Below are 20,860 nucleotides of genomic sequence, written 5' to 3' on the forward strand. Positions count from 1 at the left end.
AGATGAAAAAAAGTAGATTTACCGAGAGTCAGATTATCAAGGTCTTGAAGGAAAACGAACAAGGTCGTGCCGTAGGTGATATAGCACGAGAATTAGGTATCGACAAGAGTACCATTTATTATTGGCGCAAAAGGTACGGAGGTATGGAAACGAGCCAATTAAAACGCTTAAAAGAGTTGGAGGAAGAAAACCGCAAGCTCAAGCAGATGTACGCAGATGCTAGCTTGGATAACCAAATGCTTAAGGATATATTGTCAAAAAAGTTCTAAGGCCTTCCGACAAGAAGCACAGGGCGGTTTATTTAATCAAGGAATATCAGGTATCTATACAAAGGGCCTGTGGTGTTGTGGATTTAACCCGTTCAATGTGGTATTACCAAACCAAGCGTGATGACCGTGAAGTAATCGACAAACTCTCTGAATTGGCTTCGGAACTTCCAACCAGAGGATTTGATGAGTATTACAAACGGATTCGTCGCGAAGGCCATAGGTGGAACAGAAAACGTGTACTACGAGTATATAGGCAAATGAAACTTAAACTGAGACGTAAACACAAAAAGCGTATAACGGGCAGGGTGAAACACCCTTTGGAAGCACCTGAGTCATTAAACATGGTTTGGAGCATGGATTTCATGTCTGATACACTTTCCGATGGAAGAAAGGTACGGATACTGAACATTATGGACGACTGTAATCGCGAGGTATTGGCCATAGATCCAGGATTGAATTATCCGGCTAGAAAGGTAGTAGAAACCCTAGAACAGTTAGAAGAAGAGATTGGCCTGCCACAAACAATTCGTTGTGACAATGGACCTGAATTTATATCCAAAACCTTAAACGCTTGGTGCAAGCGAAAACGAGTAGAAATACGGTTCACCCAGCCAGGTAAACCTATGCAAAACGGATATATAGAACGATTGAATAGATTTTATAGAGAGGATATACTGGATGCGTATTGGTTTAACGATTTGCACCAATTAAGAACATTAAGCAATCAATGGATGGAAGATTATAATAGTAATCATCCACACCAATCACTAGGGAACAAGTCTCCTAGAGAATATAAACCTAGATTCGGTGAAGAATTCTTCATCGAATCTGATGATATTAATGAAAATTTGTTGAATTTAGTAGTGTCTTAATTTGGGTAAGGCTACACATGCTACACACTGGCCGTCAGCATCGGTTTACCAGGCCAACAACTCAACCTTACCTACCCAGTAGGTAAGGTTGAGTTGTCCAGTAGGTAAGGTTGAGTTGTTCGTTTCTGCAAGTTGCAAAAACCGTCTGGGCAAGTTGATGCTGCTTTTTGCTTAAATTTTGGGCTTTTTTACTTGTTTTTATCACGGAAATTGGGGCTTAGGACATTATCCCATTTAATGAATTTATTAAGTACCAATTTAGTACATTAAGCTTTAACAAACCCAGGTTTTAAAACCTCTAACAAGTTTTTAATCTTTCAATAAACAAGAAATAAGCTCCAATTAAGAGGCTTATCATTTCAGTTTGAACCATTTTTAAAAGCGCCAGTTTAGGACATTACCTGTTTTAGGCATAATTCTATTTTTTCTTTTTATTTTGTAATAATACTTTCATCAATATTTAAGTTAATTAGGTTTATTCCCTCAAATACCTCATAAGAATCACTACAGAATTTTTGAGCATTGTAATTAATACAGTCTTGAACATAATTATTGGGTGTAATAATAATTTCTTCCCCATTGACAGTCATACTTCGAGGCTGACTATTATCTTTCTTATGGGTAAGTTGTTTTAATTTGAAAAAATAATTTTCACCTATTTCAATTTTGTTATTCGTTTTAATGTTATTCTCTTTTTTGGATAAAACCTGATACTTTCTGTCCAAAGAATCCTTTACCATTAAAACATATACGGCTTTATCCAATTTTATTGATTCTACTTTACCTATTATTTCTAAAACTAAATTATAATCATCTCCTTTTTTTAAATTAGGTTGACCTAGCAAATTATTGTTATTGGAAGATTTACATCTTATAAAGAGAGAAGAAATAATCAACAATATTAAGATTTTTATTTTATTCATAGCTTTTGTATTACTCTACCATTTGATCTCCATTCGACTCCAGTAAATGATTGCCCAAAATTGTACTGTCCTGTAACGGGATTCTTATAAGTAGATGATTCTACGTGAAGTGGACTTGACCCCACTCTAATATATTCCCTAACTGTCCCTGTCTGTGGTGTTGCTCTATTATGTGCTTCGTTATATACTGAACCTTGCGCCCCAGCCTTTGGTGAAGAAACTCCTGCTTTTTGGCTTATTTTCGCTCCTTGATAAGCTTCCGTAACCTCATGCAAAACGTCTCCTCCTGGGTTATTATTGGCTTCGCTCATATTACCTAAAACATTAGGATTTATTTCTTGATTGGCAACAACTGTACCATCCCCTTGTACAGTATTACCCATAAAACTCCCTCCTATTCTTAACGACCTATCACTATTAAAATTATCATTCTGAGCATCAACTTTTACAGTAATACTACTATCATCAATCGCATCAACTAACTGTTTAGCATCGCTCGATAATTGCACTGGATTTCCTTCTCCATCATCATTTATACAATATGTCACTTTTCCATTTTCATCTTGAGTTAATGTCAATTCGCTACTTACAGATTTTTGTAGTTCATTAAAGGCTTTTTCTCTTTCTTCTCCTTCTATTATTACATCGTCAGGAGCCATTCCATCAGGATCAATAAATCGTAAAGGATTATCAAACGCATAATTATAAGGGCTATGTCGTCTCATCTGCTCTGCCAATGGGTCAATGTTCATCCATCTACCCAATGCAGGGTCATAATTCCTTGCCGTAATATCATACCAGTTCAAGTCCAGTTCATCCTGAAGCTCCTTGCCACCAAACTTTCTCTTAAGGGCAATGTTGGTACTTGCAACGTTCGTATTGTAACCCTTATGTTTAAGACCAAAAGGATAATAATTGTTTTCCTCCAAGATTTCGGTGGAGGTAGCAATACTGCCATTGCCGTTCAGGTCACTATAGCTTAAACGAACGTTCCCCAAATGGTCCTTGTACTGGTAGGTGTACTTATAGGTACTACCGTTAACATCCACATAGCCTTCTGCATGATTAAAGAATTTCAAAGAACCGCCCACGTACACATAGTTGCCCGCATACTCCGTTGTGCTGCCACCGCTCACAATCTTCTTTAGCTTGGTGCCAACGGCATCGTAAATATAGGAAATATTTCCCCTCGTTAGCACTCGTTTGCATCTTATGCATTACAGAATTTTTGCCGTGGTAAAACGACAAACCCCATATGTGGACACAATGAGGTTTGTTGCTTAAATTTTAACAAAATATATTTGTTTTAATCATAGAATACGGGGTAACCTCCTGTTGTATAATAAAAAAAACAGGCATACCTAAATATACCTGCTTATGTGTTTTTATGTTTAATTACTATCTTAAAGCTTGGCAACCTCTAATTTGAGTTACTACCATCTATCAATATAGGGATAATTGCATAATCAATTTTATTTTTGATTAAAACATCTTTTAACTTTACATCAAAAACATCTAAATCAACATTATCAGAACAAGTATTATAAAAATTACCATTCCTAAATCTTATGAAAATAAGTTTAGCACTATCATTTAATTCGGGAATAGTAGGATTTATTAAAAGCTTGTAAGGTCTAATCTTTTCTTTTAATTCTTTTTCTAGCTGACCTGACACTCTATTATTTCCTTGATAAAACACATATGATTGTGATAGTAAAATTAAAAGTTTATCATTTGAAAACGATTTTCTATTTACACATAAATAATCTTCGCCAATTGATGTTTTTAGTAATAATACGTCTCTACCCCTAGTTTTAAAAATATCCCAAAAACCCCAATCATCTATGACATCATTTTCTCCAAAAATAGTATGCTCAATAGTTGATGTGGAATATGAAGGGTTCTCTAAATTATCATCAGTTTTATCAATTCCAAAAGAATAGATTGAAAGAGATTGGTCAGAACTATCATATTTGAAATTTATTCCATATTCCAGAATATTTTGAAGTCCATCAATATTCTTTAACCATTCAAGCATTTTATTAAAATCTTTTTTATTATTTGGGATATTATCTAACCTATTGATTGAATAATGTTCTATCCTTTCAGCTAAAACTGAAGATTCATCATTATAAATATTCACATACTTGTTAAAATTGTAGTATTTGTAAAAAATATAACCACATATTAAAACTGTAAGAATTAATAAAAACTTTCTAATTAGTTTCATGAATTATTATATGTTATAGTTATGACTCATTTTTATTGACTTCCAAAATTTAAATAGCCTTGCTTATTTTTTTCTCCGAAAATTATTCTTACTGCCTCTCCTGACCCTAATCTATGCTGATAGTAATTTGTAGTACTCCCCTTAAGAACAGCACTGTTTCCGTGGGAGGGCAAACCAACAAAGTTAATTCTATCTGCTGACCTCTGTTCAGTTGGTACATTTTGTATCCTAACTTTTACATCATATGATTCACCTCCCCATTCTACTGTGGTATCAAAAGAAGTATAATTCTGACCTACTGGGAATTGTGAAGCAAAGCTCAAATCAACAGGCTCAAATGTAATTGGAGACTCAAGAATATCTTCATATCCTGCCACATCATTATTTTCCCTAGCAACGTCCAAACTCACTTTTCTTTCTTTTTGAGCTTCAACTTGTTTATCAAGGGCTTCATTGTATGCTTCTTTGACAGGAGCATCATAATAGCTTTTAAAATCAAACTCTGGTTGTGATTCAAATGCATTCAATATCCAAGGGCTATCCTCCTTTTTAACTACTTCACTAACTGTCTTACCTCCATATTTAACGCCTGCTTTATTTGCCTGTTCTTCTGATGTTATATTTGAATCCCAATAATATGTGTCTCCTCCGTCTTTACTTACCCAGTCATTAGGTCCCATTCCAGTAGGGTCACCATATCTTAAAGGGCTGTTATATGAATAATTATATGGAGACCATTCATAATAATCTTCTGCAAGAGGGTCAATATTCATCCACCTACCCAAAGCAGCATCATAATTTCTAGCACCAAAATCATACCAATCCAGTTGTGAGCCCCCAACGTTGTCGTCCTGAAGCTCCTTACCACCAAACTTATATTTAAGTGCTAAGTTAGTAGAATTTACTGTACCATTATACCCTTCATGTTTTAATCCAAAAGGATAATAATTATTCTCCTCCAATATTTCAAGAGTTCCATTGTTATCCATATAGCTCAACCTTACATTCCCTAAATGGTCCTTGTACTGGTAGGTGTACTTATAGGTACTCCCATTAACATCTACATAGCCTTCTGCATGATTAAAGAATTTCAAAGAACCGTTTTCGTACACATAGTTGCCCGCGTACTCCGTTGTGCTGCCACCGCTCACAATCTTCTTTAGCTTGGTGCCAACGGCATCGTAAATATAGGAAATATTTCCCCTCGTTAGCACTCGTTTGCATCTTATGCATTACAGGATTTTTGCCGTGGTAAAACGACAAACCCCATATGTGGACACAATGAGGTTTGTTGCTTAAATTTTAACAAAATATATTTGTTTTAATCATAGAATACGGGGGTATTTGGTAGATTTGTGAAGATTCTAAAGCGTTTTATTTATTATGAGTTTCGGCGAACGCCTAAAAAAGGCAAGACAGGATAAAGGATTTTCCCAATCAGAGTTGGGTAAAATCGTGGATGTGCATTACACACAGATTGGTCGTTACGAGAGCAAGGGCGTAAAGCCCTCTGGTGAAGTGTTATCTAAAATCGCGAGTGCGCTCGGGGTTACCTCTGATTTTTTAATGAGCGGTTCTAACCACGAACAGGCAGAAGCTTCTTTAAACGACCGTGAACTACTTGACCAGTTCCAAAGGGTGGAACAGCTCCCACAGGATAAAAAGAACATCGTAAAAGAGCTATTAGAGTCTTTCCTCCTTAAATGCGATTTGCAAAAACGTATGATATAAAAAAAACCGCCCGAAGGCGGCTTTTTCATTTAATTATTACTTTGGTCTCATTTTCTTTTTTACAAACATCAAAACAGGTATAGCCCTTTTTCTTCCTTTTCTTTTTGTTTAACTCAAAATATTCATACAGACAATGAATATCGATACCATCTACTTCATCTCCTGATATTCCTTTAAAAATGGTTAACTCTCTTAATTTTAAGTCATTGAAAAAATCATCTATATCTACTGTTCCAAAACCTCCCAATTTATAGAACCGAGAGTCCACAATACTAAATGCGAGATAATAACTACAAGCCCTATTTAAAGTGGAAGTGCTAAGATTCAAATGCCTATATGGTTGAGAAAAATCCACTTTTATAAAAACAAACTGCTCATATAGAGTTTCTAAAAAAACCGCTTTTTGCTTTTCAATATCTTTCACTATTTGCTCTTTGTCAGCAATCCCATATTCGCTAACTGAAAACAATTTCGCCTTGAATAATATATTCGTAGAATCCCTGGTGCTTAGTGTTTGGGAACTTGCCATAGTAAACACTAAGAGCAATAATGGTGTTATTAGTGTTTTCATATTATAAATCATTCTTTGTTTCCCATTCCTCGGCCCTTTGGCCACTCTTGTCGTCCTTTCTATGACCAGCTTTAAAATTCTTTGCATTCTCCTGATAATACTGCTGATATTCTTGCACATTTTTTATTGTATAATTTGCGTGCCCCATTTCGTGTTTAACCGCTTCTAAAGTGGTTGGCACGGTACCTCTGTAAGATTTCTCCATTACCGGGTCTATCTGTATCTCTAAGGTATTTATGCCAAACTCAGCTGTGGATACTCTAAATTCTGCATTATCGGCGTCTTCGGTGAAAGAAAAGGCATTTTGACCATTGGCATCAGATAAAGATTCTGTGGTCATCATAATATCTACTTCTTCTCCAAATTCATTTTGAATATTATCCATAGCTGCAAACATTTTTGGCGAATTCGTTTTGAATTCATCAATTTTAGCTTGAGTTTCTTTAGCTCTAGCTGTATACTTTTTTACTGCTCTTTCAGACTTATTGACATTCCCCTTTGCTTGCTTGTATCGCTTATAGTCTGTTTTATTTTTAAAATCTCCCTTTTCAGTACCATATTTCGATTCTGCACTAGCTACAATGTCTTGGTTTTTCTTTAGCTCTTGCTCCGCTTTTTGTTTTCGTTCTTCATCAGCATTTCGGACTTTTCTACCATCTGGGTCAACAAAGAACAAAGGATTGTTTAAAGTATAAACATATGGTGAAGTTGCAGAATAGTTTTCTGCGAGTGGGTCAAGATTCATCCATCGTCCTATCGCTGCATCATAGTTCCTTGCACCGAAATCGTGCCAATTTAAACCAAGTTCTTTGTTTAATTCCTTACCTCCAAAAGTCTTATGGTTATTTTCTGTTCCTATGACTACATTGTTATATCCACGATGTTCGAGACCGAAGGGATAATAATTTCGCTCCTGTAGGATTTCGGTCGAAGCGTCGATAGACCCATTGTTGTCAAGGTCCGCGTAGGACAGTCGTACGTTCCCCAAATGGTCCTTGTACTGGTAGGTGTACTTATAGGTACTACCGTTAACATCTACATAGCCTTCTGCATGATTAAAGAATTTCAAAGAACCGCCCACGTACACATAGTTGCCCGCATACTCCGTTGTGCTGCCACCGCTCACAATCTTCTTTAGCTTGGTGCCAACGGCATCGTAAATATAGGAAATATTTCCCCTCGTTAGCACTCGTTTGCATCTTATGCATTACAGAATTTTTGCCGTGGTAAAACGACAAACCCCATATGTGGACACAATGAGGTTTGTTGCTTAAATTTTAACAAAATATATTTGTTTTAATCATAGAATACGGGGTCTTGATTCCGCCTAAAATGTGGATTTCTAAATGCTTGGTTGTGTAACTGTAGTTGTTCGGGTTGGTTGTGTCTAACATTATTTAAAAATATTTTATTCCTACATATATGTAGCAAAACTATAATATCTTTATGAAACGACCAAGCATAACTTAATTTTATCCTACAAATATTGTTTGTATATTTGATCTTTATTAGATAATACTGTATAAAAACATACATTTATGACCTTTGGCGAACGCTTATCCATTGTTAGAAAAAGACGTAAGATGTCCCAAGCTGATGTTGGTAAAATCATCAACATTAATGGCGATGCCTATGGAAGATACGAGCGTGATGAAGTAAAGCCAACCATTGAAATGGCCAACAAGATTGCTAATGCTTTAACGGTTAGTTTAGACTTCCTTGTTGGAAATACGGATTTAGAACTCGATACAGAGACTTTAAAACGAGTAGAGGATATTTCTAAATTATCCAATGAAAACAAAAAGCACATCTATATTTTGTTAGATGCGCTTATTCGTGATTTTAAAACTAAAGAAGCTTACGCATAAAAAACCACTCCGAAGAGTGGCTTTATATAGCTGTGTGTTTATATTTTTAGAATACTATAACTACCTACATCTAAAGATAAACTGTAGTTTACATTTTCTTTGAGCGGCTTATACTTCTTTCTATATTTTCTCTTATCTAAATTAAATATCTTCAACACGTTAAATGGTTCACTTAACCATTTTGGATTATATTCTATCTCATAGAAATAGTTCTTCATTTTCTTTTTGCAAGTTTGAGAGTATGAAAAAACTATTTTTAAAGACTCTATATCTTCTGACTGTAACTTACTGTATATAGATTTGTCAAAAGCCAAATTACCTGGGTGATAATTCGGCGATATAGAAGTTGTTTCTCCGTTACCTTCTTTAACTTGGATTGACAAACCTTGAACAGCATTAACAATCTCATCATCTATTACAATTACAAAATCTATTTCTTCTAATTCTTGAGAAAAGCTTGTAAAAGTTACAAAAGTAAAAACCATTAAATATATTATTCTGCCCATAATCAATTTTGCAATATTTTAGTTACAACTCTTTTAGGTAAAGATATTTGCAATTGTGACCTGCTATTAAAAATAGATATTCCTAAAGTTCTACTATCATTTAATGTTCCATTGGCATTACGTGTAACATTGCCTGAAATAGGCCCTACAATTATATTTGTTGATTGCGTTTTAAAACTGCTTTCATCTACACTTGAAGGAATATTAGCTGAAAAAGGAAAAACCAACCCATTTTTCTCTAAAGCTGTTGTAGGGTGAGAGTGAATTAATGCCGTAACTTTCTCATTACCAAATAAAGGCGCTGCTTCTGATTTAGTTTCTGCCGTAGCAACATAACCTCCTTTACCATCCGATTCTATTGTAGGTGCAGTTCCTGTTTTTGAACGATGAATCCTTTTTCCAAAGTCTACTACTTTACTTGTTTCTTCTTTCAAACCACCATTAGCAACCTGTCTATCGAGTACATTTAAACTCTCACTTAAAGTAGCCTCGTCTGGCAAAACTGTAATATCCGAACCATTAAAAGAAAATTGGTCGTCCAATAAATCTACCTTGCCATCTTTTTTATTTACTTTCTTAACCTGTTTAACTAAATTCTCATTGTTAACCACGACATTAACCCCATTGTCCACACCGTCTGAACCGATTTTATTTCCATTTTTATCGAATAAGTCTGTAAATGGTGCCATTCCATCTGGGTCTGTAAAAACCAAAGGATTATTAAACGCATAATTATAAGGACTCCATCTTCTCATCTGTTCTGCCAATGGGTCAATGTTCATCCATCTGCCCAAACTCGCATCATAATTTCTTGCTCCGAAATCATACCAATCCAGTTGTGAGCCCCCAACGTTGTTGTCCTGAAGCTCCTTACCACCAAACTTATATTTAAGTGCTAAGTTAGTAGAATTTACGTTAGTGTTGTACCCCTTATGTTTAAGCCCAAAGGGATAATAATTGTTTTCCTCCAAGATTTCGGTGGAGGTAGCAATACTGCCATTGCCGTTCAGGTCACTATAGCTTAAACGAACGTTCCCCAAATGGTCCTTGTACTGGTAGGTGTACTTATAGGTACTACCGTTAACATCCACATACCCTTCTGCATGATTAAAGAATTTCAAAGAACCGCCCACGTACACATAGTTGCCCGCATACTCCGTTGTGCTGCCACCGCTCACAATCTTCTTTAGCTTGGTGCCAACGGCATCGTAAATATAGGAAATATTTCCACTAGACAAAGGCGGGTGAATTTAAGTGATCATTTTTGTTATTAGGGTAATGTTACAGATTTTTTAAGCACCAATTTAGTACATTAAGCTTTAACAAACCCAGGTTTTAAAACCTCTAACAAGTTTTTAATCTTTCAATAAACAAGAAATAAGCCCCAATTAAGAGGCTTATAATTTTATAATTTACTGATTATCAGAGTTAAATTTTAAACATAATTCAAAAGTGCCAGTTTAGGACATTACCAGCAACTTTTAAGGCGCTTCCAGGCCATACAGGATATGGACAATGAGGACAAGGCTATGGTCTTGAAGTTCCTCGACCTCGCCATCAGGGATGCCAACGCTAAAAAAGCTTACGCATAAAAAAACCGCCACTTGGGCGGTTTTCCTTATACTTATTTATGTTCTCTATTTTTAATCACAATCCATATCTGGCGCATCATAATAACCTACTGCTTTGTTTGTAGTTACCTTCTTGTATTTCAGTAAATTACTTTTGCAAAAATAGTAATGTACTCCTTTTTGAGCGTCATTAATCGTAAAATCAGGGAACAAAACCGTGCCATCTTCATCATCTTGAAGAAGCCTATACTTACCGAATGTATCAAGTGCTTCTTGCGTTAAAGGGTAATCATCATCCCACCAAAAAAAGAGTTTTCCATCTTTTTCAATGTGTCGAGTAGGTATCTTAACTCCTTTCTTGCCTATTTCTACACTATCAGTTAATAACATTTTCATATTATTCTTACTAATTCTCACAACCAACAAATCTTTGTTTTTGTCTAATTCCAATACATCTACTGAAAAAACAGTATCTTTTTTATAAAGACTGCTGGTATTTGAAAAATCTACGATAGAATTATGTATAACCACATCTATTTGATTTCCCGTTTGCTTAAAATCTTTTTTAAATGAGCCACAACTGACACAAATAAAAAGCACATTAAGTATTAATATTAATTTTTTCATTACAATATCGTTTAATGCTAATCTAAAGGTATTCTATTGCTAGTTATCGACTTCTTAAAATGGCGTTCGAATAGCACAAAATAAAACCAATGCTTGTAAACGTTGTTTGTAGAACATCAATATAATGGACTAAAAGAAAAAGGAAAGTAACTCAAGTTACCTTCCTCCTTTTAATTTGTACTATTTTTATATTTTATATAACTATTTCATTTTCATTTAATTCCCTTATAAGGGACAGTTGTTTTAAAATGTGCTTGGGAATAGCAGGGTAGCACATACTAGGGAACAGCGGGGACAGTTATTGTCCCCTATTGATATTCAAATCCTTTTTTTGATTGTAAAAACTTAATTGAATCACGTTTATATTTATAAACTCCAATATATTTTCCTTCATTTATGTAAAATTCTTTACTAAAAACCTTATTATTATATTTTATACATAATTTGAGCTTCTGATTTATAGTTAACTCTTTTAAGTAAATTGTTTCTGACTTAGTCATAGATAAATTTGCATATTCAAATATTAATTGTTTTTGTTTTGATTCTACTATTCTTGAAGATGTAGAAAGGCCTAATACTACATTACTGTTCAAATTCAAACCTTCAATAACTTTAAAATCATTTATGATTAAGCTGATAGTATCATTCTTAAAATTACCCTGAAAATCAATATTTACTATATGTCTTTGCGCAAATAAGCTGTTTACACATATCATGAAGAATATTAATAATTTAACCCTTCTCTTTAGCTGTTTTCCACTATTAAGTTGTCTATCATCTAGCCGTTTGTATTCCACTATTAAGTTGCCCATTATTAAATGCTTTTTCTATTTTTAATATTTGTTGTTCAGTAACCTCAGTTCCTGCTCCTGAATTTGGATAAACCCAATGCATTATGTTACCAGGCATAGTACCAGGTGCTGGATGATCACCTGGAGAATCAGGCCCCCCTTCTAATGTTCCTGAATGCCCAAGCTCATGACTAGTAGCTCTTCCTATTGTGTCTTTTCCTGTATTGCTAATTCCAGTTCCCCCATATTCTCCTTCTTTAGCAGGGACATTACCAATTAAATCACTAGAAATGTTTACTGAATTATCTCCAGGATTTGCATAACCAGTTGGTAAAGAAGGTAGTAATTTTGCAAATGCAGGAGTCATTCCAGGAACAACATTCATTGGATTTTGTATTCTTATAGCATGATCCGTAGCTTTCAAATTATTAGAGTTTCCAAGTTTAATATTAGCTCTTGCAACAAATTTAATATTCTCTCCTTCACCACTATATGACTGCTTAATTTGGTTTTTTATATCATTTTTAATTCCTCTCATTTGTTTATTAGATAATTTTGTTGAAGAATTATTAAATAATTTACCTCTAAATTTTATTACAACTTTGTCTTTCCCCCGCTAGCGCTCGTTTGCAACGAGTGCTTCTAAATAATTATCCCAAAAACCCAGCATCATCTATTTCTAAAACCGTACTGTCTTCTTGAAAATTTTTGGCACTTGAGTATTTCCAATCTACAGGATCTGTAACAAAACCATTTTCCACGGGATTGTTATGTATATAATCTATTTTTTGTTTTATAACCGATTCACTCCATAATTCTATAGGGTTATTGTGATGTTGCCAAAATTTATATTTATTAACGTTGCCCTGTTTTTTCCCTGCCCGTTCAAACATCCACAACAACCATTCTTTTCTGCTTTCTTGCGGATTGTTTTCAATGGCTTCTATTACTTTTTTTGCTGTGTGCTTTTTAAATGCCTGTAATAGTTCCATGGGCTGTTCGTTGCTGGATCGAAATATAAAATGAACATGCCTAGGCATAAAACAATAGGCATACAATTCCATGCCTTTTTCTGCCTTACAATAATTAATACTTTCTTCCAAAATGCTAAAATAAACTTGTCTTGTAAAAATGTCAAGCCAATATACTGTTGCGAACGATACAAAATATAAGCCAGACTTATTATAGAATTTATATTTTCTGCTCATACCCAAAAATACAAAAAGCTACCCTTACATCATTTAGGATAGCTTTGTTGTTTATATTTTCTTGTCTTACTCGGTACGGCACTCGTTGCAAACGAGCGCTAGCGGGGAGGGTAGGTTGACTCTGCAAGAAACTCATTACCCAAAAGATAAGTAATAATACTTAGCTTGATGATTGCAAGGAAAAAACGAGCATACCTAAGTACACTCGCCTTTAATCTTTATAAACCTATCATATTCATTTAATTCCCTTATATGGGACAGGTTGTTTTAAAATGTGCTTGGGAATAGCAGCGCAAAGACCAAAAAGGCATACGCATAAAAAAACCACAACTTTTATATTGTGGTTCTTGTTTTTTCTTACTCGTAACGCCACCAGTTGCAAACTGGCGGTAGTGCATACTAGGGAACAGCGGGAGTAGCAGAGCTATTACTTATTTGAATAATCACAAATTCGATAATCTTTTCCATTCATCATATTTATTAACTCAAGTTTCTTTTTACTCTTATTTACAATCTTAAAATTAACAGCTGTAAGCATATTATTTTTTAATGTAAACTGAACAAGATAGTTATTTTGTCCCAACAGGTACTTAGCATCTAATGTTGGTTCTACAAATTTAACTTTATCTATTTTATAGTCTGTAAAATCATATCGTAAAATAACATAAACATTCTCTTCTTTAAGATTTAAATCACTTTTAAATTCATTAATATGCTTTTGCATTATATTATCCAAGAACATTTGCTCATTTTGAGCGTAACAATTTTCCAATGCAAAAACCAAAACAAAAAATAAACTTAAATTAAGTAGTGTTTTCATAGATATTATTTTATTTAAAATTAACAAAATTCTTATGTGGTAAAGTAGCCTGAACTCCCGTTTTAGAATTATAAATATATACTTTACCATTCTTTCTTGCAAAGGTATAATTTGTTGTCCCTGCATTATTCTTGTTCACGTCTAAACCAGAGCCGCTTGAAGGTGCATTAGAAAAGCCATAGGTATATACAGTACCACTCATTTGTATTGTGTTTGAATCTGTACTATTACCCTCTACTATTGTTCCACTAGGATGACTATGAAATGTGCCTTTGGTGTTTTTATCAGTTGTATGCGATATGGTGGCAACAGAAGATTCTTTAGGATTTACAACATCTCCTGCTGGTGATTCGCTAACCGCTCCATCCTTAGAAATAGTGCCTCCATATTCTCTATTATTAGCGTCTCCCGTTCCACCACGTCCATTATCCTGCTCAACAATATCAACCATAGATTGCCTTGTTTTAGCACTTCCCTCGATTTCAACACTATTATCGTATGCGATACTGTTTTCTTGAAATGCAGCCGTGTTTCCATCGTTCGCTTTAATAAACTTTTTAGTGGCTTTTGCATCAGCTTTTGATATTCCATCTCCTTTAACTCCGCTATCAAAATCTGTTTCTGTAGTTTTAACTACATAAACTTTACCATCGTTAATTCCATCGCTACCAATTTTTTTACCATCCTCATCAATAAAGTCGCCAAATGGAGAGGCTAACATCCCATCAGGGTCTATAAAGTAAACAGGATTATTAAGAGCATAAGTATAAGGCGAAAATCTTCTTGACATTTCAGATAAAGGGTCTATATTAAACCATCTTCCCAGTGCAGGGTCATAATTACGAGCCATATAATCTATCCAGCCAAGTTCTAATTCATTTTGTTCTTCAAAACCGTTGTATCCATAAGGATGGTCTGTTCCGTTTATCACAAAGTTATACCCTTTATGTTTTAATCCAAAAGGATAATAATTGTTTTCCTCCAAGATTTCGGTGGAGGTAGCAATACTGCCATTGCCGTTCAGGTCACTATAGCTTAAACGAACGTTCCCCAAATGGTCCTTGTACTGGTAGGTGTACTTATAGGTACTACCGTTAACATCCACATAGCCTTCAGGATGGGAATACCACTTGTACCTTAAAACTACGCTATTAAAACGTTTCTTTTTGCACCATACTTCAAAATAAAATCTCAACGTAGCTATGGCTATGTTTCTATTTTCTTTTTCGTCTGGCACAAAAATTATCCGTTTTCCTTACGAGTACTTTTAAGGCACAATTGGTATATAGAATTTCAAAGAACCGCCTTCGTACACATAGTTGCCCGCGTACTCTGTTGTGCTGCCACCACTCACAATCTTCTTTAGCTTGGTGCCAACGGCATCGTAAATATAGGAAATATTTCCACTAGACAAAGGCGGGTGAATTTAAGTGATCATTTTTGTTATTAGGGTAATGTCACAGATTTTTTAAGCACCAATTTAGGACATTAAGCTTTAACAAACCCAAGTTTTAAAATCTCTAACAAGTTTTTAATCTTTCAATAAACAAGAAATAAGCCCCAATTAAGAGGCTTATAATTGTGTAATTTATTGATTATCAGAGTTAAATTTTAAACATAATTCAAAAGCGCCAGTTTAGGACATTACCAATAATAATATTTAATCTGAAAACTTATGAAGATTTAGCTCTTCAAAAATAAATTTTTTTGATTTAAAAAAAGTTAGAATTAAAATCAGTAAATAATAAATTAAAAATAAAACTGCAATTAACAGTATACCTATACTTTTAGGATTAAATAAATTCAGCAAAAAAGATAAAACCGTTCCACAAATTAAAAATAATATTGAATAAAATGCCCTAGAAATAAGAACGTAATTAATAACCAATTCATTTTTATCAAACATAATTGAATAATAGTAATTTACACTCGATTTACTTTTTGAAACAAAAGGAAAAGATGTCTTAAACTCAGGAAAAACGTTAAATAAATCATCTTTTTTCATTGATTTTACCAAATTGTCATTATTTATTAAAGTTTGCTTAATTTTAAAAATGTTATCTGAACTCGTATTTATAACTGTCTTTGAAATTATCATATTAAAATATTACCTCCTAAAATACACTCTTTCTTTCTGTTCTTTACTAGGTTTCATTAACCCATAATTATATTCCATTTTTTCATCGTTATAAAACGGTTTATTAAATCTCAACTCCACATTACCTGTAAACCCCATCATATCAACTCCGCTAGCGCTCGTTTGCAACGCGTGCTTCTGTTAAAACACCCTTAAAAGTCATTGCTTTCTATTTTCTTTTAAGGTACTATAGGCTGTACACGTTATAAGTTTATACTTTTTACGCCTGCCTAAAGTACAAAAAGCTACCCTAATGGTTTAGGATAGCTTTGTTGTTTATATTTTCTTGTCTTACTCGGTACGGCACTCGTTGCAAACGAGCGCTACGGGGGTGATTTCATTTCCAAAATAACAAGAGATATTAGCTCTTTATTTCAACAAGCCTTTCCGAAATTTCTATGCTCAAATCTTTCAAATAATCTTTAAAACATTTTTCGCAGGCACCAGGGTCACCTGCAAAGCTTGAAAATATTGATTCAAACTCTTCTTCATTTGACACATTAATTAAATTATCTATATCCTCATCTGAGGAAAAGTAATGTATAAAATCTGGAAAATCTTTTAATTGAAAAATTAATTTTACTACACCAGAATACTCATTGTCTATATATTTCTCATGAAGCATGCTACTCATTTGTACAATAAAACTCCCTTCATGCTTTTCACATACTATTTTTGCCATTTAATTTGTTTTTATTTAAATAATGATAAAATAAATTTAAACTCTCCAAGTGTACTTGTTGGAACTTCAGCTCCTCCTTTTCTCAGAACACCTCCCACATGATTTACGCAGGAATTACATTGTTTATTGTATGGTCCTAATTGTTCGCCTACCATACTTTTCTGATAACTTTGTGCAGCTTTAGCATTTGGAAGTTTAACTGTTGCCGTACTTGCTACTTCACTTGTAGCAGTTTCTGCTATGGTAGTGGTGGACAAGTCACTGCTTGTTATTACTTGTTCAGTAGATAATTTATTTCCTTTGAAATTAGTCTCTACAGTATAATGTCCAAAAGGGTTTTCTGAAGTGCCTTCGAATTTGGATACTGTAGCAGTACCCTCGGTTTTAGCAGCATTATTTATTTTAGCTTTAGCACTTTTGACTATTTTAGGTCCACCAAATAATAATCCAGCATCTACAAGAGTTTCTCCAGTTGTTTCTGGATTGGTAACAGCTTTTTTCAATCCTTGAGGTGTAGCTATACCTAATGTATTATTAATAGCTTCTTCACTACCAAACATACCTTTTACCATTGAAACAAGTCCTTTACCATCAACAGGGCCAATTAATGCTTCAGGAGTTAAATAAGACTTAACTCTGCTTTTTGCTCCATTCCAAACTCTACTTAACCAACTAGGAGGGTCATCAGGACCACTAGGCTTCATTCCATCATAATCCATGAAATAGATAGGACTATTAAACGCATAATTATATGGACTATGCCTTCTCATCTGTTCCGCTAATGGGTCCAAATTCATCCACCTACCAATAGCAGGGTCATAGTTCCTAGCCGTAATATCATACCAGTCCAAACCATGTTCATCCTGTAGCTCCTTGCCGCCAAACTTTCTCTTAAGTGCAATATTGGTAGAATTCACGTTATAATTGTACCCCTTATGCTTAAGCCCAAAAGGATAATAATTATTCTCCTCCAATATTTCAAGAGTTCCATTGTTATCCATATAGCTCAACCTTACATTCCCTAAATGGTCCTTGTACTGGTAGGTGTACTTATAGGTACTACCGTTAACATCTACATAGCCTTCTGCATGATTAAAGAATTTCAAAGAACCGCCTACGTACACATAGTTGCCCGCATACTCCGTTGTGCTGCCACCGCTCACTATTTTTTTCTGTTTTACGCCAGTGGCATCGTAAATATAGGAAATATTTCCACCCGACAAGGCCACATAGGTGGGTAAATTTAAATGGTTATAGGTAATATTCGACGAAATGCCCTTGTTGTAATCGCGCAGCATGTTGCCATTGGCATCATAGGTGTACTCGGTGGTAATGTTGGAGCCATCGCTAAACCCATAGGTGTCGTTACCGTTGTCCAGTACCTTTTTTAGCTTGTTGCTGCTGGTCTCGTAGGTGTACACCAAATTGTCCATCACCCCAAAGGCGGTCGCCCCGCTATTGGTGTGCCCACGTCTTTCCAACGCGGTGATGTTGCCGTTCTTGTCGTAGGCCACAGAGGTCAGGTTGTAATTGCTGCTGTTGGCAGTTCCACTGGTAATCCGGTTAAGGGCATCGTACCCGTACCGGTACCACTTAAGCCCAGTATCGGTATTGGCGGTCCGCCACTCGGTCTCGGCAATGTTGCCGTTGTATAGCTTGGTGCCACTGTGGTCCACGGTATTGTAATTGAGCTTAAAAGCAAAGAGGTCGGTGCCCAGACTGGCGGGGTTGTTAATCTGTTTGAGCCAGCCCCTTACGTTATAGGTATAGTTTACCGTTTGTAAACGGCTCTGGGTGGTCTTACCGCCCACGCCCTTGCTTATCAATTGGCCGCGGTCGTCGTAGCTGTTGTCCACAATAACCTCCAGCACATTGCTGTTGTTGAGCTCTTGGGTCTGTTTTTTCAAACGGCCCATGTGGTCGTAGGTAAAGAGGTCTTCGGTAATAACGCTGGTGGCCCCCTTAACGTGCGAGGTCTCGGTTTTGTCGGTTAGCCCGGTAAAGTCCAGGGTGTGCTTAACAATATCGGTCGTGCCCAGATAGGCATTTACGCTCTTGGTGTATATGGGCCTTCCCTTAACATCGTAGCCCGTGGTGGTGGTAATCCAGTTGCTGGTGCCCAGTACGCGTACCTTGCTGCCCGTGGCGAGTCCCTTGGTAAGCTTTTGCGTGCCAGCAGCGTTGTTGTAGTTGATAATGGTCTGCCCATTATGGCTGGAGGGAAAGCTTGTAAAGCCATCAAAGGTATAGTTGTCGTAATAATTGATGGTATGTACCTCCGAGATGCTGGTGGGGTAGGCCCCGTTGTTGTAATAGACGGTCGTACCCGCAATGGTAGTGGACGAGCCGCTCTTGGTAACATACTGTGCACTTATGCCATTTACGGTGTTCTGTAGGCTGGTCCTGCTACTGCCATTGCTTGTAAGCCCGGTGTAGGCCACCCTGCCAAAGGCATCGTACTTGGTAAAGAGCCATTTGCTCTGTGCATTGAGCAGGGCGTCCTGGGTAAGTATGGGTTGGTTTAGCTTGTTGTAAACAATATACTCCCAGCCCTTGCCGGGTATCTTTTTTTCTACCAGCCTACCACGGTGGTCATATCTATATTGGTAGCACAGTTCCGATAGTTCGGTGGCATCGGGCAGGGCACTGTGGGGCTCGGCCTTGGGAGGCAGTACATAGCTTAGGTTGCCATAGGTATCGTAAACATAGTACGTATCGTGTGCCGTACTGGCATTGTAGGTACGCTTTAAAACAACCCGCCCCTGTTTGTCCTTAAATTCCTCGGTGGTATGGTTGGTACCGCTGGTCCAGTTCTCGTCCTTGGTAATGGTCTTGAACAAAGTATTGGCGGTATAACTACCATTGAGCACCAAGGTAGGGGTAAATACTGTTATGCTATTTACGGTAGACTGCGAAATGGAAACCTCATATTTCTTGACTTCGGTACTGGTATTGGATTGGTACTCGAATTCTATTTCGTTGCCATTGCCCAGTTTCCAGTCCTTCCCAGGGGCACCTTGCTCAAATACCCTACCCAGCGGTGAATCTTCCAGTTCCTTTTCGGAGTAGGGGTTTATGTTGGCCGTGGTCATGCTGGGGAAATCGGCATCAAAGCTAGTTGCATCGTAAAAACTAAGCGTGGAAGCTTCTGCCCCAGTGCGGTACAGGCCATCGTTGGTGGCTGCCGTATAGGGCAGATACTCCTTGGTCTGTCTGCCATAGGCATCGTAACCAATGTGGGTCACCACATCCTCGCTATCGCCACCTGCCCGTATGCCCACGCTTTGCATGGGCCTGCCCAGTCCGTCAAAATAGGTCACGGCCTCTATTTTATCGTCATCTTGGGTAAGCTGCGACATACTGGTAGCTGCTTCCTGTGGAGTAATGGTATAGATATAGTTTTGGTCGCTAAGGTTAAACACGGGGGGTACCTTAAAGGTAACGCTGCCTGCCCCTGAGCTCCAAAGGCCACTGGTGTTTTTGGCCCTTATGTAGTACACACTATAGCCCTCGTTTACTGTTTTGGTACTGCCACTTCCATTGGTTGTACTGGTGCCAGTGGGGCTGGTCTGCCAGTACCAAGTAACACCACTGGGCGGGGTTCCTGTTCTCTGCAAGGTTACACTGCCCGGGGAACTGCTCTGTACTGTTGGGTTTGCCGGAGTGGCTGGTGGTGTGGCTGCCACATTTACCGTTAAACTGCCATAGTACCAATCTTGGGACGATTCCACCTCGTAATCGATATAGGTGTTTCCGGTAACATTTACCCAGTATATCTGTATGGTGGTTTCGTCTTCGTACTGAGTCTGGGCACTGGTATTCCATTCGTAATATAAAAAATCTCCCGGGTCGTAGAGCCCAAGGGAATTAAGATCGGAAGTATTCAGGTCGTAGGTTTCTGTATCGCCATAGGTTACACTGGTATCGCCAGTAATTTCTATATCCTGTGCCTGCATTTGGGCAATGCCCAATACTAAAGCAAAAAATACCATAGCCAGCTTTAACTTGCTTGTTTTGGTAACATTATATTTTGGTTGTACCTGTATCATGATCA

Annotated in this window: 21 protein-coding genes; 3 read left to right on the forward strand and 18 right to left on the reverse strand. The window is 36.5% G+C overall.

The window, feature by feature from the left end:
• The first annotated feature begins 2 nt into the window (after positions 1-2).
• Positions 3-1,141 (forward strand): IS3 family transposase gene (locus tag AC5SR4_RS13440; protein WP_495355978.1). Its coding sequence is split into 2 segments (ribosomal slippage): positions 3-264 and positions 264-1,141, totalling 1,140 coding nucleotides; the frame shifts between segments, so codons are not numbered across the junction.
• A gap of 431 nt (positions 1,142-1,572) precedes the next feature.
• Here the strand turns inward: AC5SR4_RS13440 and AC5SR4_RS13445 are convergent.
• The 4 genes from AC5SR4_RS13445 to AC5SR4_RS13460 all read right to left on the reverse strand — a co-directional run bounded on the left by AC5SR4_RS13445 (position 1,573) and on the right by AC5SR4_RS13460 (position 5,508).
• Positions 1,573-2,064, reverse strand: a complete 492-nt coding sequence (locus tag AC5SR4_RS13445; protein WP_495356788.1) for a hypothetical protein — start codon at positions 2,062-2,064, stop codon at positions 1,573-1,575.
• On the reverse strand, positions 2,061-3,263 hold the full coding sequence (locus AC5SR4_RS13450; protein ID WP_495356789.1) for an RHS repeat domain-containing protein: 1,203 nt from the start codon (positions 3,261-3,263) through the stop codon (positions 2,061-2,063). Before AC5SR4_RS13450 ends, AC5SR4_RS13445 begins: the two co-directional genes overlap by 4 nt.
• 221 nt (positions 3,264-3,484) lie before the next feature.
• A complete protein-coding gene (locus tag AC5SR4_RS13455; protein ID WP_495356790.1) occupies positions 3,485-4,294 on the reverse strand; it encodes a hypothetical protein in 810 nt (269 codons plus the stop codon).
• Between the two features lie 32 nt (positions 4,295-4,326).
• Positions 4,327-5,508, reverse strand: coding sequence for an RHS repeat domain-containing protein (locus AC5SR4_RS13460; protein ID WP_495356791.1), 1,182 nt, complete (start codon positions 5,506-5,508; stop codon positions 4,327-4,329).
• A gap of 169 nt (positions 5,509-5,677) precedes the next feature.
• Here AC5SR4_RS13460 and AC5SR4_RS13465 point away from each other — a divergent pair, with 169 nt between their 5' ends.
• A complete protein-coding gene (locus tag AC5SR4_RS13465; RefSeq protein WP_495356792.1) occupies positions 5,678-6,025 on the forward strand; it encodes a helix-turn-helix domain-containing protein in 348 nt (115 codons plus the stop codon).
• A gap of 25 nt (positions 6,026-6,050) precedes the next feature.
• Here AC5SR4_RS13465 and AC5SR4_RS13470 read toward each other — a convergent pair whose 3' ends face one another.
• Both AC5SR4_RS13470 and AC5SR4_RS13475 read right to left on the reverse strand, forming a co-directional pair.
• Entirely contained in the window at positions 6,051-6,596 is a 546-nt protein-coding gene (locus tag AC5SR4_RS13470) for a hypothetical protein (RefSeq protein WP_495356793.1), read from the reverse strand.
• 1 nt (position 6,597) lies between these two features.
• A complete protein-coding gene (locus AC5SR4_RS13475) occupies positions 6,598-7,785 on the reverse strand; it encodes an RHS repeat domain-containing protein (RefSeq protein WP_495356794.1) in 1,188 nt (395 codons plus the stop codon).
• Between the two features lie 349 nt (positions 7,786-8,134).
• On the opposite strand from AC5SR4_RS13475, the gene AC5SR4_RS13480 reads away from it, so the two are divergent.
• Entirely contained in the window at positions 8,135-8,464 is a 330-nt protein-coding gene (locus AC5SR4_RS13480) for a helix-turn-helix domain-containing protein (RefSeq protein WP_495356795.1), read from the forward strand.
• Positions 8,465-8,502: 38 nt separating this feature from the next.
• On the opposite strand, the gene AC5SR4_RS13485 is transcribed toward AC5SR4_RS13480, so the two are convergent.
• The 12 genes from AC5SR4_RS13485 to AC5SR4_RS13540 form a co-directional block, all read right to left on the reverse strand.
• On the reverse strand, positions 8,503-8,970 hold the full coding sequence (locus tag AC5SR4_RS13485) for a hypothetical protein (RefSeq protein ID WP_495356796.1): 468 nt from the start codon (positions 8,968-8,970) through the stop codon (positions 8,503-8,505).
• A 2-nt stretch (positions 8,971-8,972) separates the two neighbouring features.
• The gene (locus AC5SR4_RS13490) at positions 8,973-10,208 is read right to left on the reverse strand and encodes an RHS repeat domain-containing protein (protein ID WP_495356797.1); all 1,236 of its coding nucleotides are present in this window, start codon (positions 10,206-10,208) and stop codon (positions 8,973-8,975) included.
• A 405-nt stretch (positions 10,209-10,613) separates the two neighbouring features.
• A complete protein-coding gene (locus tag AC5SR4_RS13495) occupies positions 10,614-11,168 on the reverse strand; it encodes a hypothetical protein (RefSeq protein ID WP_495356798.1) in 555 nt (184 codons plus the stop codon).
• Between the two features lie 308 nt (positions 11,169-11,476).
• On the reverse strand, positions 11,477-11,980 hold the full coding sequence (locus AC5SR4_RS13500) for a hypothetical protein (protein WP_495356799.1): 504 nt from the start codon (positions 11,978-11,980) through the stop codon (positions 11,477-11,479).
• Positions 11,943-12,497 carry a hypothetical protein gene (locus AC5SR4_RS13505; RefSeq protein ID WP_495356800.1) on the reverse strand — a complete coding sequence of 185 codons (555 nt, stop codon included), beginning with the start codon at positions 12,495-12,497 and terminating at the stop codon, positions 11,943-11,945. The genes AC5SR4_RS13500 and AC5SR4_RS13505 overlap by 38 nt, the downstream gene beginning before the upstream one ends.
• A 112-nt stretch (positions 12,498-12,609) precedes the next feature.
• Positions 12,610-13,167 carry an REP-associated tyrosine transposase gene (locus tag AC5SR4_RS13510; RefSeq protein WP_495356801.1) on the reverse strand — a complete coding sequence of 186 codons (558 nt, stop codon included), beginning with the start codon at positions 13,165-13,167 and terminating at the stop codon, positions 12,610-12,612.
• A 427-nt stretch (positions 13,168-13,594) separates the two neighbouring features.
• A complete protein-coding gene (locus AC5SR4_RS13515; RefSeq protein WP_495356802.1) occupies positions 13,595-13,987 on the reverse strand; it encodes a hypothetical protein in 393 nt (130 codons plus the stop codon).
• 10 nt (positions 13,988-13,997) lie between these two features.
• Positions 13,998-15,224, reverse strand: a complete 1,227-nt coding sequence (locus AC5SR4_RS13520) for an RHS repeat-associated core domain-containing protein (protein ID WP_495356803.1) — start codon at positions 15,222-15,224, stop codon at positions 13,998-14,000.
• A 30-nt stretch (positions 15,225-15,254) separates the two neighbouring features.
• Positions 15,255-15,401, reverse strand: coding sequence for a hypothetical protein (locus tag AC5SR4_RS13525; protein ID WP_495356804.1), 147 nt, complete (start codon positions 15,399-15,401; stop codon positions 15,255-15,257).
• A 246-nt stretch (positions 15,402-15,647) separates the two neighbouring features.
• On the reverse strand, positions 15,648-15,992 hold the full coding sequence (locus AC5SR4_RS13530) for a hypothetical protein (RefSeq protein WP_495356805.1): 345 nt from the start codon (positions 15,990-15,992) through the stop codon (positions 15,648-15,650).
• 493 nt (positions 15,993-16,485) lie between these two features.
• Positions 16,486-16,806: a hypothetical protein gene (locus AC5SR4_RS13535; protein WP_495356806.1), complete on the reverse strand. Its 321-nt coding sequence runs from the start codon at positions 16,804-16,806 to the stop codon at positions 16,486-16,488.
• Positions 16,807-16,817: 11 nt separating this feature from the next.
• Positions 16,818-20,855 carry a DUF6443 domain-containing protein gene (locus AC5SR4_RS13540; protein ID WP_495356807.1) on the reverse strand — a complete coding sequence of 1,346 codons (4,038 nt, stop codon included), beginning with the start codon at positions 20,853-20,855 and terminating at the stop codon, positions 16,818-16,820.
• Positions 20,856-20,860: the final 5 nt, after the last annotated feature.

This window comes from Aestuariibaculum scopimerae (assembly GCF_059428085.1).